General features: G+C 47.7%; 14 protein-coding genes. 4 read left to right on the top strand and 10 right to left on the bottom strand.

Going from position 1 to position 15307, the window contains the following annotated elements:
- The first annotated feature begins 259 nt into the window (after positions 1-259).
- Positions 260-1924: a nitrite/sulfite reductase gene (locus B4E62_RS06955; RefSeq protein WP_331351590.1), complete on the top strand. Its 1665-nt coding sequence runs from the start codon at positions 260-262 to the stop codon at positions 1922-1924.
- The gene (locus B4E62_RS06960; protein WP_331351591.1) at positions 1908-2411 is read left to right on the top strand and encodes a DUF934 domain-containing protein; all 504 of its coding nucleotides are present in this window, start codon (positions 1908-1910) and stop codon (positions 2409-2411) included. The genes B4E62_RS06955 and B4E62_RS06960 overlap by 17 nt, the downstream gene beginning before the upstream one ends.
- Before the next feature lie 73 nt (positions 2412-2484).
- On the opposite strand, the gene B4E62_RS06965 is transcribed toward B4E62_RS06960, so the two are convergent.
- From B4E62_RS06965 to B4E62_RS07010, 10 genes are all read right to left on the bottom strand, one after another.
- Positions 2485-3621, bottom strand: coding sequence for a patatin-like phospholipase family protein (locus B4E62_RS06965; RefSeq protein WP_310073765.1), 1137 nt, complete (start codon positions 3619-3621; stop codon positions 2485-2487).
- A 201-nt stretch (positions 3622-3822) separates the two neighbouring features.
- Entirely contained in the window at positions 3823-4290 is a 468-nt protein-coding gene (locus B4E62_RS06970; protein WP_310073763.1) for an NfeD family protein, read from the bottom strand.
- A 15-nt stretch (positions 4291-4305) separates the two neighbouring features.
- Positions 4306-5292 (bottom strand): SPFH domain-containing protein, encoded by a 987-nt coding sequence (locus B4E62_RS06975; protein ID WP_310073760.1) that lies wholly within the window; start codon positions 5290-5292, stop codon positions 4306-4308.
- A gap of 45 nt (positions 5293-5337) precedes the next feature.
- Positions 5338-6969, bottom strand: a complete 1632-nt coding sequence (locus B4E62_RS06980; protein ID WP_310073758.1) for an AMP-binding protein — start codon at positions 6967-6969, stop codon at positions 5338-5340.
- A gap of 33 nt (positions 6970-7002) precedes the next feature.
- Positions 7003-8793: an acyl-CoA dehydrogenase C-terminal domain-containing protein gene (locus tag B4E62_RS06985; RefSeq protein WP_310073757.1), complete on the bottom strand. Its 1791-nt coding sequence runs from the start codon at positions 8791-8793 to the stop codon at positions 7003-7005.
- A gap of 175 nt (positions 8794-8968) precedes the next feature.
- A complete protein-coding gene (locus B4E62_RS06990; RefSeq protein ID WP_310073755.1) occupies positions 8969-9532 on the bottom strand; it encodes a CoA pyrophosphatase in 564 nt (187 codons plus the stop codon).
- A gap of 1 nt (position 9533) precedes the next feature.
- Positions 9534-9854: a YqfO family protein gene (locus B4E62_RS06995; RefSeq protein WP_310073753.1), complete on the bottom strand. Its 321-nt coding sequence runs from the start codon at positions 9852-9854 to the stop codon at positions 9534-9536.
- 31 nt (positions 9855-9885) lie between these two features.
- A complete protein-coding gene (locus tag B4E62_RS07000; protein WP_310073749.1) occupies positions 9886-11061 on the bottom strand; it encodes a phosphoglycerate dehydrogenase in 1176 nt (391 codons plus the stop codon).
- Between the two features lie 71 nt (positions 11062-11132).
- Positions 11133-12248, bottom strand: coding sequence for a phosphoserine transaminase (locus B4E62_RS07005; protein WP_331351592.1), 1116 nt, complete (start codon positions 12246-12248; stop codon positions 11133-11135).
- Between the two features lie 549 nt (positions 12249-12797).
- Positions 12798-13232, bottom strand: a complete 435-nt coding sequence (locus B4E62_RS07010; RefSeq protein ID WP_310073746.1) for a hypothetical protein — start codon at positions 13230-13232, stop codon at positions 12798-12800.
- A 389-nt stretch (positions 13233-13621) separates the two neighbouring features.
- Here B4E62_RS07010 and B4E62_RS07015 point away from each other — a divergent pair, with 389 nt between their 5' ends.
- Positions 13622-13969, top strand: coding sequence for a helix-turn-helix transcriptional regulator (locus B4E62_RS07015; protein WP_331351593.1), 348 nt, complete (start codon positions 13622-13624; stop codon positions 13967-13969).
- Complete coding sequence (locus B4E62_RS07020) at positions 13969-15282, top strand: type II toxin-antitoxin system HipA family toxin (RefSeq protein WP_310073742.1); 1314 nt, start codon at positions 13969-13971, stop codon at positions 15280-15282. Before B4E62_RS07015 ends, B4E62_RS07020 begins: the two co-directional genes overlap by 1 nt.
- The last annotated feature ends 25 nt before the right edge of the window (positions 15283-15307 follow it).

Here is a 15307-nt window from a genome sequence, read left to right on the forward strand (position 1 = left end):
TAGATAGGCAAAAAATCAATAACGCCATGATACCAGCACCAGCCCAATGAACTTGCGTGTCATAACTTACAGGAACAAACTTAGTAGCAAAGGTTTGTTCACATAGGTGCTACCTGCTGTTATGGTGCCGCCGCAATACTCGCCGGAACACCGCTTTTCCTGTATCCTGCGCGCCTTAATTTTCAGCCTACAGCGCCATTCCGTGATGGCCTTTACATTTGCCATCCCGATGGCTTTTATTTGATAGGTATCTAGCTCCATGTATATCTACGACGAGTACGACCACAGCATTCTGCGCCAGCGTATCGCCCAGTTCCGCGGCCAGACTGAACGCTTCCTTGCAGGGGAGCTTCCGCCCGAGCAGTTCTTGCCACTGCGTTTGCAAAACGGCCTCTATGTACAGCGTTTGGCGCCGATGCTGCGCATTAATGTGCCCTACGGCATGGTCAACTCTGCCCAGCTGCGCAAGCTTGCCCATATTGCCCGCCATTACGACAAAGGCTACTGCCACGTCAGCACCCGTCAAAACATCCAATATAACTGGCCAGACTTGACCGAGGTGCCGGATATCCTCGCCGAATTGGCGGAAGTCGGTATGCACGGTACCCAGTCGAGCGGTAACTGTATTCGCAACACCACCTCTGACCAATTTGCCGGTGTTGCGCCAGACGAAGTTATTGACCCACGCCCCTACTGCGAAATCATTCGTCAGTGGTCCAGCTTCCACCCCGAATTCGCCTTCTTACCGCGCAAATTCAAAATCTCCGTGACGGGTTCGACGCAAGATCGCGCCGCCGTCCAAGTGCACGATATCGGCCTGGAAGTTGTGTTTAACGATAAAGGTGAAACGGGCTTTAAAGTTTATGTGGGCGGCGGTTTGGGTCGCACCCCGGTTATCGGCGTGGCGATTCGTGAATTCCTGCCGGAAGAAGATTTACTTTCTTACCTCGAAGCGATTTTGCGTGTGTACAACCTGTTCGGTCGTCGCGACAACAAATACAAAGCCCGTATCAAAATTTTGGTGCGCGCATTGACACCAGAAGTCTTCGCACAAAAAGTGGAAGATGAATGGCAGCATTTGAAAGATGGTTACAACAAGCTCACGCAAGCAGAAATTCAACGCGCAAAAGGTTTTTTCACTGCACCAGCTTACGAACAAATCGATAACGCTGCTGCGCAAGCAACTGTGGATGCACAAGCTGCTGACAGCGTCGCCTTTGGCAAATGGCTGCAACGCAATGTGCGTGCGCACAAAATCCCTGGTTATGCGTCAGTCACCCTCTCGCTGAAACCGACCGGTGTTGCACCTGGTGATATCACCGATTCACAGCTGGAAGTTATCGCCAACCTCGCAGATAAATTCAGTTTTGGCGAAGCGCGTACCACACACGAACAAAATATCGTATTGGCCGATGTGAAAAAGACTGAGTTGTTTGCGCTCTGGCAAGAATGTAAAGCTGCCGGTTTTGCAACGCCGAACATTGGCACCATCACCGATATTATCTGCTGCCCCGGCGGCGATTTCTGTTCACTCGCCAACGCTAAATCTATTCCGATTGCCGAGGCTATCCAACGTCAATTTGAAGACCTGGATTATGTGTATGACCTCGGCGATATCGACCTGAACATTTCCGGTTGTATGAACGCCTGTGGCCATCACCATGTAGGTCACATCGGTATTCTCGGCGTTGATAAATCCGGTAAAGAATTTTACCAAGTGCAATTAGGCGGCAATGCCAGCAATGACGCCTCGCTCGGCGATGTACTTGGCCCATCCTTCGGTGCGGATGATATGCCTGCAGTAATCCAAAAAATTGTGGATGTGTATGTTGCCAACCGCAACGCAGAAGAATTATTTATTGATACCTATCGCCGTATAGGTGCCGCTCCATTCAAGGAGAAAGTCTATGCCAAAGCTAATTAAAGATGGCCTTATCGTTGACAATATCTGGGCGTTGCTCGCCAAAGGTGAAGGTGATGTTGCAGCAGTTGAAGTACCTGCGGGTCAGGTACTGATTCCTGTTGCAGTATGGCTTGCGCAAAAAGATCAATTGCAAAATCGCACAGATATAGGTGTGTGGTTTGATAGTGATGAATCGGCAGAGTTGATTGGTAATGATGCTAACCGTTTTGCAGTGATTGGGGTTAACTTCCCCCTGTTTATGGATGGCCGCTCCTTTTCTACCGCACGCTTGCTGCGCGAGCGTTACGGCTTTAAAGGTGAATTGCGCGCGGTGGGTAATTTTATCCGCGACCAACTCTGCTACCTGCGTCGCTGCGGTGTGAATGCCTTTGCATTTGCCAACCCGGAAACCAATCTGGAAGAAGCGGTGAAGTCACTCACTGATCTCCAGGAGTACTATCAGGCATCAGTTGATCAACCGTTACCTCTATTCCGTCGTCGCGCTTAATACTTTTTTGCAACTACGCACAATAAAAAACGCCGCTTGATAGCGGCGTTTTTTATTGTGCAAAATATATTGCTTATTTGGCGAAAAATGCACGGATATTATCCGCTTCCGCCAAAGTATCCTCACGTCCCAACGCCATCAACTCAGTGATAAATTCATTGGAAAATAATAAATAACTCGCTGCAGTTGCACCACCGCCCTTTGCTGTCGCACCTATGGCGCGCAGGAAAAAGCGCAAGCTTTTTGGCAAATAACGTACATTGCGACCAGCGATACCATCAATAGGATAACTGGGCGAGATAACCATATTATCAACCGGGCGCAATAGGATTCCTTCTCTCATACGCACATCCTCAGGAATCAACTTCAACAATTCATTCATGCGTTGCATATGTTCCAAATCACCTTCAAGTGCATCAACAAACGCACTGTTAAACAAGTGACCGATGATTTGCCCCATCGACGGCGAATGCCGGTGTGGTACACGGCGATTTGCTTTAGGCGCACTGCGATTGCCGCTCACACCCACCACAAATAATGCATCAGCACCCAAATGTAACGCCGGGCTGATCGGTGCTAATTGGCGCAGTGCACCATCGCCAAAATATTCGCGATTAATACGCACTGCTGGAAAAATGGTGGGAATCGCCGATGACGCCAGCAAATGTTCCAAACGCAATTGTGTCGCCACGCCACTGCGACGATAACGCGACCACCCCTGCAACATCGGATCGCCTTGAAAAAAACTAACTGAGTGACCTGATGTGTACCCCATCGCCGAAACACTGACGGCGAGCAGCTTTCCGCTGTCGATAGAATGGTTAATATTTTCAAAATTAATTTTGGAACCCAATAAATTCCACAACGGAGCATTATCGAGTAAGGATAACGGACGACGACGCCCCATACCTTCATTAAACAAGGAAAGACCAAGATAACCGAGCCCCTTGAAAATATCGCTCCAACCATGTAAATAAACCTGGCCGATATCAAGGTTCTGCCACATGTAGGCAAGTGCATTGACCGCTGATTTGAAATTACCTTTATGCGCAGCAATGGCCAACGCATTAATAGCACCTGCTGACGTACCGCAAATAATCGGAAAAGGATTCTCACAACTGTCAGGTAATACATCCGCAAGCGCTTGCAGTACGCCCACTTGATAAGCAGCACGAGCACCGCCACCGGATAAGATCAATGCTGTTTTCATAAGCTATTCAATCGATTGATACTTTTGACTGACCAACAAGTTATCTGATCACTATTGTTTGTCGCCCAGTATTATTGTTCATTGTTGCTGCTTTTAGAGTAGCAGTTATAGCGCGATATGGCGCAGATAATTCTTTTTTGAAATTGCAGAAATAAAAAAGCACCTGCATTAGAGGTGCTTTTTGCTAGCGCACAAACACGATTATTCAGGCTTCACAAGCAACAATGCGCCCTCAACTGCAACAACATGGGCGCGACTACCGACAGCCACAGGTTCTGTGTACGCAGCATCGAGGCGCGCTTGCCAATCTATTCCAGAATATGCCACTTTACCTTGATCGCGAGTAATGCGTTGGGTAACAGGCAACACTTTACCAATCATATCGCTGCTGGTATCACGACCACCACCGGAATTCTGGAATTTTCTCAGTGGCTTCCACAATAATGCAGCACTGAGTGCAGCTAATACACCAACACTTAATACTTCCAGCTCCCAACCACTAATAACACCGAGCGTTACCATAAGCCCGGTCAACATGCAGCTCAATGCTAAAAATAATAAGGGGCCACTCATACCCAACACACTGAGCTCCAATACCAAACAAATACCGGCAATGGTATAGAGAAGATGATCTTGGTGCTGCGCAAAATATTCAAACAAACCACTCATAAATTTCTCTCACTATTATCTATGTGAAGCCTGCGATAAATTAATCGACGAAGAAACTGCCATCGCCTGCGCAACAGTGTTGGCGATGTTGTCACTGGTCTTGCCATCTGTCAGCACCACCGTGCTCTCATGTGCGATAGCTTTGTGCGCAGCAATTGCCCCCTGTGCCAGATTCAATGTAATCGCTTTTTGTCCTTCGTCAGTTGCAGCTGATTTACCAATTGTTGTGAGCGCTTCCGCTTCTGCAATCGCCACTAAACGAATAGCTTCTGCTTTACCGGTCGCCTCCAGAATCTGCGCCTCTTTACTTGCTTCTGCTGCTAACACTTGTTCAGCTTTGGCTGCTTCTGCATCTAATACACGCGCTTGCTTTTGGCCTTCTGCAGTAGTAATGGCCGCAATTTTAACGCCCTCAGCGGTCAGAATTGCCGAACGTTTTTGCCGCTCCGCCGTCATTTGTTTTTCCATGTCTTCTTTGATCGATGGCGGAATTGAAATTTCAAGCAGCTCGAAACGCAATACAATTAATCCCCATGGCTCAGTAGCCGACTGCATTGCTTCCTGGATTTTCGCGTTAATTGCCGAGCGGTTTTGAAAACAGTCATCCAATTCCATAGAGCCAATAGCGTTACGCATCGATGTCATTGCCAATTGGGTACATGCCAGTTTGTAATCAGTAATATTGTTTGTTGCTGCTGCTGCATCAATTACCTTAATAAACAAGACACCATCAATCATCAGCGCAATATTGTCTTTGGTAATGGCGGATTGCTGCGGGATTACTAATGTTTGTTCTTTTAAATTACGATCAGCCTCAACCGACTCCACAAATGGCACAATAAAATTTAATCCAGAGCTAAGTGTTTTGGTGTACTTTCCAAAACGATAAATAACGTAACCACGATTTTGTGGCACAAAATGAATGCCCTTTTTCAGTGTGTAGAGTAATACCAATGCAATCCAAAAAGCCGGGCTGGTAAGAAGTCCAAACAGCGATTCCATAATAAATTTCCTAATTAAGATAAAGGGTCAAACAATCCTATTGCGTTATGCTTGTTTTGCTTTTGCCAGTTCCTGATCACGCAATTCACGCCGCAAAATTTTGCCCACATTGGTTTTGGGCAAGTCCTTGCGGAATTCAATCAGATGTGGAACCTTGTAAGCTGTGAGCGTCTCTTTGGCAAATTTACGCACTTGCTCAATCGTCAGTTGCTCATTTGCGGTAACAATAAAGGCTTTTACTGTTTCACTGCCTTCGCCATCGGGTACACCAATAACTGCAACTTCCACAATATCGGGGTGACCGCTTAACGCATCCTCTACCTCATTGGGAAATACTTTAAAGCCACTGACATTAATCATGTCTTTTTTACGATCAACAATTTTGATATAGCCATCAGCTTGAATGATGGCAATGTCGCCAGTTTTAAACCAACCATCGGCATCCATCACTTCTGCTGTGGCATCAGGGCGCTGCCAATAACCTTTCATCACTTGTGGCCCTTGCACACACAGCTCCCCTGCTTCACCGGTTGGTAATGTATTGCCTGCATCATCAATAACTTTGCAGTTGGTATCAATCAATGGCAGCCCCACGGTGCCATACTGAACGCTTTCGAGCGGATTATTGGAAACTACTGGCGAAGTTTCCGTCAAACCATACCCCTCACTGATAGGTGCTTTAGTTACCCCCAGCCAGTGTTTTGTTGTTTCCGCCGTGAGCGCCATACCGCCAGAGCATGTAAGACGCATGTTGCTGAAATCCAATTTAAGAAACTCGGGGTTACGCATTAAGGCATTGAATAACGTATTGAGGCCAACAAAAAATGTGAAGGGTTTGCCCTGCAAGGTTTTGATAAATGCGGGAATGTCGCGCGGATTAGGAATTAATAAGCTGTGATTTCCCAATGCAACTGCTGAAGTGCAGTGAATCGTAAATGAATAAATATGGTAGAGCGGTAATGGTGCAACATATAACTCTTGGGTCGGACGAAAAACGTTTTTCATCCGTTCATTGAGCTGCGCCATGTTAGCAACCAAATTTCGATGGGTCAGCATTGCCCCTTTGGCAACGCCGGTAGTGCCACCAGTGTATTGCAGAACCGCAACATCATCCGGTGTTTGCACTACCGGCTGCCAAGGTTTATTGGTTAACGCGAGCGCTTTATTGAATTCAATTTGCTGTGGGAATTCGTAGGGCGGAATCATTTTTTTAAGATGCTTCACTGCAAAATTTAGCAGTATCCGTTTGAGCGGTGAATGCAAGTCTGCGAGCTCGGTTACGATCACCTGCTCCACGCTGGTTTCTTTGATAATCGCTGCTGCATTTTTTGCGATATTTGCCAAAACAACCAAGGCTTTTGCACCCGAATCATTAAGCTGATGTTTTATTTCGTGCGGTGTATACAGCGGATTCGTATTGACCACAACCATACCCGCACGCAGCGCACCAAAAATCACAACTGGATATTGCAAAATATTCGGCAATTGCACCGCAATTCTATCGCCCGGTTTTAATGCCGTATGCTGCTGCAAATAAGCGGCAAACTGGCCGGACAATCGATCAAGATCTGCATAGGTAAGCGTACGATCCATACATGTGAACGCATTTTTGTCAGCATATGATTTACAGGACTCAGAAAAAACCTCAGCAAGGGTTCTGTTGTAATTCAGCGACATTCGACATTCTCCACTTTTGTTATTTTTTCAAGATTAAAAATCAGCGCTGGACAAATTCATCAAATTGTCTGCACCAGACTCCATCGCCTTAACCAAACTCATAGTGCGCGGCAATATGCGCGCAAAATAAAATTCTGCAGCCGCCAGCTTGGCACGATAAAAACCGGAATCAGTTACCGGGCGAGCAAGCTGTTGCAGCGCTGTTTGTTGCGCTCTGAGCCATAAAAAAGCCAACACAAGATAGCCCGAATACATTAGATAATCTACCGCAGCTGCACCAATTTCATCTGGGTTATGCTGCGCCTGACGGGCGATATTCATACTTAACTGCTGCCACTCCTGACTGAGTCTAGTCAATTGTGCAGCATGCGCTGCCAACAGCTCATTACCATTACAACTGCGACATAAATAAGTTATTTCGTCCAATAATGGTGCTAGTGTTTTACCGCCCGAACCCAGTACTTTGCGTCCTAATAAGTCCAGCGACTGGATACCGGTCGTTCCCTCATACAAGGTGGCGATGCGGCAGTCGCGCAGATTTTGCTCCAGCCCCCAATCGCGGATATAACCATGCCCGCCAAGGCACTGAAGAGCGAGATTCGCCGATTCAAAACCCGCCTCGGTACTAAATGCTTTAACAATTGGCGTTAATAAGCTGAGCAAGTCGGTTGCCTGCTGGCGTTCGCCGGCGCTTATTGCGTGTTGGCTAGCATCCATTTTTATAGTGGTGTAGTAACTCAACATCCGAATCCCCTCTACCAGGGATTTTTGAGTGAGCAACATGCGACGGATATCGGGATGGACAATGATAGGATCAGCGGGGCCTGAAGCATTCTTTACCCCGGTCAGGGAGCGCATCTGCAATCGTTCTTGGGCGTACAATCGCGACTTTTGATATCCCAACTCTGCGTGAGCAAGCCCCTGCAGCCCTGAACCTATGCGCGCAAGATTCATAAAGGTGAACATGTGGTTCAACCCTTTATTCACCTCACCCAAAAGCCAGCCTTTTGCACCATCAAACTGCAAGACACAGGTCGCATTACCATGGATACCCATCTTGGACTCAAGTGAACTACAGCTAACACCATTGGTAGCAGCGAGAGAGCCGTCTTCATTTATTAATACTTTAGGTACGACAAACAGGGAGATACCTTTGGTTCCGACAGGTGCATTGGGCAAGCGCGCGAGTACTATGTGGACAATATTTTCAGCGAGGTCGTGATCACCAGAGGAGATAAAAATCTTGGTGCCGCTAATCTGGTAACTGCCATCGGCTTGCGGATCAGCGCGGGTGCGCAACAACCCCAGGTCACTCCCCGCCTGCGCTTCAGTAAGGCACATAGTACCCGTCCAGCGGCCGGAAATTAATGCAGGTAGATACTGCTGCTTTTGCTGCTCGGTGCCGTGGGTCTCGATGGTGTGCATAGCCCCTTGGGATAACCCGGCGTACATTCCCCATGCCCAATTGGGCGTGCCCAAAATCTCACTCAGGATAACACCGAGCGATTGCGGCAAACCTTGCCCTCCATAGGCAACTGAACGCGATAAGGTTGGCCACCCCGCATCGCAGTAATGTTCGTAGGCCTCCTTAAACCCTTCTGGTGTAATCACCTTGCCATCTACCAGTTTGCATCCCTGTTGATCACCAACCGGACCAAGCGGCGCCAACACATCTTCCGCAAAACGGGCTGCCTCGCCAAAAAAAGCGCCAGTCAATTCGCGATCCAAAGAGGCATGGCCTATCGCACGGCAGTGGCTCGCATAATCCAATAACTCGAAGAGGGTGAAATCGATATCGCGCAAGGGCGTTTGGTAATTGTTCATCCTTAAGCACCCAGGCAAAAGCCCGCTGAAAAATGGGAGGTAGCATCTGCTAAGAGTTAGCTACCAGTGGTTGATAATCTAATTATGATTTTACATATTGGCAGATATGACTTTTATGTCAAATGGCTGCTAATTTTTATCATTTCGAGAACAGAAAGTTATGATGCAAATACGGTCAGGATGCGATTCGCGTCAACAAGCGCAGTAATTGTGCCGTTACCGCAGCAGTAAAACCCCATATCTCATAACCCTCATAATGATAGACAGGGACGCGAAATACTCGGCCGTTCCGCTCAAATTGGTCTTCACGCACCTGAATGCCCTCTTTAAAAGCCGCTAAGGGAACACAAAACACGCTATCGAGTTCGTGGGGAGACGGGAGTAGAGAAACACTGGGATTAAAGCTGGCAACGAACGGGGTGACAGGTGTTCCCGCACGAGTGTGAGATAAAGGCAAACGCCCCAACAGGTGCATTTCTGCAGCAGGCAAACCTATTTCTTCGTGGGTTTCGCGTAGGGCAGTAGTGAATAAATCGGCATCTCCAGATTCCCACATACCACCCGGAAAACACACCTCGCCCGGATGTTGGCGCAAATGTGCGGCACGTTTGGTAAAAAGAATTGCAGGGTTATCGCCACGACTAATTAACACCAGAACGGCAGCTTGTGGTTGCACAACGAGATTCAGAGGGTCGTGAATGAGTTGTTGCGAGAGCGCATTAAACAGCGAATGACTCAAACTATCTCACCTCCACATCAACCAAACGCAAAACATCAAACGCTGGCTCCTCATACGGATGAGCACTGCGCAATGCAGACACCGCAGCACTAATCAACTCATCAGCACAGACCATTTCAACACGGTATTCCGGTAAAACTTCCAGCTGATCCTGCGTACCAATGAAAGGGGTTGCACCAGCGAGCGGACGAAACTGCCCTCGTCCCAGCACCTGCCAACAACATTGTTCGTAGTTACCGATCCGGCCAGCACCAACTTTAAAAACAGCGGCTTTTACTACATTAAGATGAGACTCGGGGACAAAGAAGACCAATTTATACATCTGCCCTGCCCCCGTCATTTAATCAGATGAGTTAAATCACGCGTACCGCAATTACATGTTCAACTTTGGTAAGTGCATCCACAACAGCAGCAGATGGCACCTGCTCAACATCGATGATGTTATAGGCCACATCGCCACGGCTTTTGTTGACCATATCGACTACGTTGACTTTGTGATCTGCTAATACCGACAACACATGGCCTAATACACCAGACACATTTTCGTTAGAAAAGGTGATGCGTGCCCCAATCGCAGGAGAACGATCCATAGATACTGCAGGAAAATTAACGGAATTTTTGATATTACCGTTTTCCAAATAATCCACCAATTGGTCTGCCGCCATAATCGCGCAATTTTCTTCCGCTTCTTCAGTGCTAGCACCGATGTGCGGCATCGCGTAAACGTCTTTGCGATTGAGCAAGATTGGTTCAGGGAAATCGCAAATATATTTACCCAGATGACCGGCATCCAAACTTTCCACTACAGCATGTGCATCAACAATCGCTTCCCGTGCAAAGTTCAACAAGGTCGCCCCTTTTTTGGTGACTTTGAGCGTGTCGGCATTGATCAGGTTTTTTGTAGCCGGAATTGCGGGCACATGCAGAGTGATATAATCCGAACGCGCCAACAAAGATTGCAAGTTCTCCATGCGGCCAACCTGGCTCGGCAAACGCCATGCAGCTTCAACGGATAACGCTGGATCAAAACCCACCACATTCATTCCCAGTGCCAAGGCGGCATCGGCAATCAGTGAACCAATTGCACCCAAGCCAACAATACCCAAGGTTTTACCTTGCAATTCAAAACCGGCGAAGTTGGATTTTTCTTTCTCCAACAATTTTGACATTTCTTCGGCATCGGTCATATGCGTCAAAGTACTTACATATTCCATGCCCGGCAAAATGCCGCGCGAGCCTAGCAACATACCGGCAAGAACCAACTCTTTTACTGCATTCGCATTTGCGCCCGGCGAGTTAAATACTACAACACCTTTTTTGGTGTATTCATCGACCGGGACATTGTTAGTACCCGCACCAGCGCGCGCTACCGCTTTAACACTTTCCGGTAATGCTTCACCGTGCAATTTATGGCTGCGTAGGATGTAAGCGTCAGGCTGGCCAATATCGCTGGCGACTTCATAGTTTTCGCGCGGAAAACGGTTCAAACCTTTAACAGAAATGGCGTTGTAAGTTTTTATTTTGAACATGCTATTTAATCCTCTGAGCACTAACAAAAAGGCCGTGTATAAACACGGCCTCGCAAAAAATATCTATTACATTATGCTGCTGTGGCTTGTTCGTAAGCCCAAGTCAACCAGGGCAACAAGGCCTCAAGATCAACGGCATCAACAGTTGCACCACACCAAATACGCAAACCAGGTGGTGCATCGCGGTAGGCGCCAATATCATAGGCCACTGCTTCTTTATCCAATAGTTTGATCATGGCCTTCACTTGATCAGGTGTTGCTTTCAAAGTGAAACATACGCTGGTATTGGAAAGTGTTTCCGGCGTTTGTGCGAGGAAATCGATCCAATCATTAGCTGCAACAAATTTTTTCAATACTGCCAGATTGGCATTGGAGCGCGCGATAGTTTCTTTCACACCCCCAATTACGCGCACCCAATCCAATGCATCCAAATAATCTGCAACCGCTAGCATAGATGGCGTATTTATAGTATCGCCTTTAAAGATACCCTCAACGACTTTACCGCCGCTGGTCATACGGAACAGTTTTGGCATAGGCCAGGAAGGCTTGTAGGTTTCCAAACGCTCAACCGCGCGCGGGCTGAGGATCAGCATGCCGTGCGCACCTTCGCCACCCAACACTTTCTGCCAGCTGTAAGTAATCACATCTAACTTTTCCCAAGGCATCTCCATCGCGAATACAGCCGAGGTTGCATCGCAAATAGTAAGTCCCTTGCGATCAGCAGGAATCCAGTCACCATTCGGCACTTTCACACCAGAGGTAGTGCCGTTCCAGGTGAAGATCACATCGTTATCGAAATTGACTTTTGATAAATCAGGTAATAGACCGTAATCCGCTTCGTGTGCATTGACACTCAACTTCAACTCTTTGGTAGCGTCGCTCAACCAACCTTTACCAAAGGACTCCCACTGCAGGATATCCACACCGCGCTCGCCCAACAGCGACCACATCGCCATTTCCACGGCCCCAGTATCAGAACCTGGCACGACACCGACACGGTAGCCTTCCGGCAAACCGAGCAGCTCAGCGGTATCTTCGCAGGCACGTTGCAATGCCGCTTTACCAATAGTGGAGCGATGTGAACGGCCCAAAGTAGAAACATCTAACTGATCCAAGCTATAGCCCGGGCGCTTGCTGCAAGGGCCAGACGAGAAATTGGGATTGCGGGGTTTTACTTCTGGCTTCATGGTAATCCTCTAGCTGACAGGAACAGCACATCCGACAAACAGGGCTAATCAGGCGTGCCAAACGGGGTTTATCCTCCACGGAGCAGAGGTCAAACCCGGAAAATTCGGGGCGTCGATTATGCCAGCAACGCACTAAATAACCTAGCCAGCCAAAGCGGATTTGCCCGTAAAAACATCGAATCGACAGGCAAAAAAAAGCCCTCTGAAATTCAGAGGGCAGAGGGAGACGTCGATGCATCAACCAGACATCGACGGTGAGAGACCATTAACCATTCAAAACCAGACTCATTGCTGCAACCGAGTCCAGTCACTTCAATCAACTGGAGCCAATGTAAAACTTAATGACAGCGCTGTCAAACGAATCTGCAAAATAATCTGAAAAAAGCACGCACCCCGAAGAAACACAGATTAGAAACATACAGAAGATAACGACAAAGCGTAAGATTTTGTATCACCAATCCTCCTTCTGATCGGTGATTGCCCGGCAATTAACGAACTGCGTGGCTTGCGGACGAATGCGCTGTACATAAAATATGTAACACACCAGTATCACGCGTATTTCCGCTCGGCCAACAAAGCAACGTCATGCAGACGTGTTGCCTCGCGATGAAAACAAGCATCGATGGATTGCAACAGGCGCTCACTAAGTGATTCACCAATCAAGCTGACAAGCAACTTGTTAAATGATCGATGTAAAGCAAGGTTCGCCGCCATGATGACTGCGCTGGTTTGTTGCGCCAACGCTGCCTGCAAAGAGGCAAAGTTATCGAAAGAAGTATCATCCTCCGATACGGTTGCCAACCAGGGAAAGTCGGCGTGGGTTAGGTTGAGCGCTTTTTTATAGATCGCCACAATACCGCGCCGACCAATGATGGGGGTTAAAGCAACATCAATTTGACGCCATCGTGCTATTGATTCAGCGGCAAGCTCGGTGGCACTTGTGTCTATTTCTGCGGTTGGTACGAAAGAATTTTTGGTGCGCATAATTGATACCGCTATTGTTAGCGTAACGCTAAGGTTGTTGACCGATCCTCACCTTAATGCTCCCAGATACCGTACTTTTTTTGCTTGTTTTGGCATTTATCGGTGATGTTTATTTTTTGCCAAGCTTAAGATTAGGCCTAAAAACAATAAAATGCTTGTCTCATATCAAGCTCTGTCACTTCTTAATTTATCTTTTTTTCGCATAAAAAATATTCTTTTAAGTAAAATTCAAAAATAGGTAAATTAATACCCAAAAAATTCTTTTTAGAAATTTAAAGGTAATAAATTACCCACATATTTACAGCTTTAAATAAAAGGTATAAATTAACCTTTAGTACGATATTATTTAAATATAAGATAGAAAAATACCCATTATGAACTTTTATACCATGACTAATGCATCTGTAGCTGCAGAACTGGGTAACCGCCTGGAAAAGCTGCGGCTGGAGCAGAATATGACCCAACAGGCTCTCGCCGATGAAATTGGTATAACGGCCAAGAGCTACCGCCAACTGGTAGCAGGCAGTGGCAAACTGGAAAACATGGTTGCCGCATTGCGCGCCCTGAACGCGCTGGAACAGCTTGAAAACTTTTTACCCGCCACACCGCCAAGCCCACTGGAACAGTTGAAACTACGCGGCAAACAACGTCAACGTGCACGCACTACCCCCGGCTATAAAAAAACAATCACCACACACACGGCTGAAGACTTAGAAAAGCCGGGGCTGGATTGGTAATGCAAAAACTCGCCGAAGTCTGGCTGTGGGACAAACTGGTTGGCGCTCTCGCTTGGGCAACAAACACTGCCAGCGCAACCTTTGAATACACACCTGAATGGGTGCGTACCGGTGTGCAAATCGCCCCACTGCATATGCCCAGCCAGGTGGACGGCACGCGTATTTTTCATTTCCCCCAGCTCAACCGCGATACTTACAAAGGCCTGCCGGCCTGCTTTGCCGATACCCTGCCCGATGATTTTGGCAATGCGGTGATCAACGCCTGGCTGGCGCGCAATGGACGCGACCCGCAGAGTTTTAATCCACTGGAGCGCCTGCTCTATAGTGGCAAACGCGGGATGGGGGCATTGGAATATGCCCCTGCACTTCGGCAAGCACAAAATAGCAATAATAAATTTGAACTGGATTCGCTGATCGGCATGGCGCAACAGGTGTTAGACCAACGTGCGGGCGTGAGCAGCCAGTTACACAACGCAGGCAACGATGACTTAACAGCCATCTTGCAAGTGGGTACATCTGCAGGCGGCGCGCGCGCCAAAGCCTTGGTGGCAATCAATAAAGACCGCACCGAAATTCGCTCCGGTCAAGTGGATGCACCGGAAGGTTTTGAACACTATTTATTAAAATTCGATGGGATTGTGGAGCACGGGAACAACCGCGAAACCTTTGGCGATCCACAGGGTTTCGGGCGTATGGAATACGCTTATTATTTGATGGCAAAAGCGGCAGGTATCGCGATGACACCCTGCGAATTATTAATGGATGGCGAGCGCGCCCATTTTTTAACGCAGCGCTTTGATCGTATTGGCAACCATAAATTGCATTATCAATCGCTCTGTGCAATGGACCATGCCGATTTTAAAATGCCCGGCCATTACAGCTATGAACAATTATTTGCGGTCGCGCGGCAACTGCGTTTGACACGTGCCGAAGCGGTGGAAATTTATCGCCGCATGGTGTTTAACATTATTGCGCGCAACCACGATGACCACAGCAAAAACTTCGGTTTTATCCTACCGGGCCCGCATGCGCCATGGCAGCTCGCCCCGGCGTTTGATATCGCCTACAGTTACAAGCCTGGCTCACCCTGGGTGAACTCGCATCAATTAAGCGTGAATGGCAAACGCGATAATTTTGTTCGTGACGATTTGTTGGTCATGGCAAAATTGATTAGCAATTTCACCAAAGAAGCAAAATTGATTATTCAACAAACCCTGGACGTCGTCAGCCAATGGGAAAGCTATTCGCGCACCGCTGAAGTACCCGCAAACCTTACCCACGAGATCCAGAAAAACTTACGCTTGAATTTATAACATCAACTATTGGCAACCAGGCTGA

Origin of the sequence: Cellvibrio sp. UBA7671 (assembly GCA_002483145.1) — a bacterium.
In the GTDB taxonomy this organism is placed as follows: domain Bacteria; phylum Pseudomonadota; class Gammaproteobacteria; order Pseudomonadales; family Cellvibrionaceae; genus Cellvibrio; species Cellvibrio fibrivorans.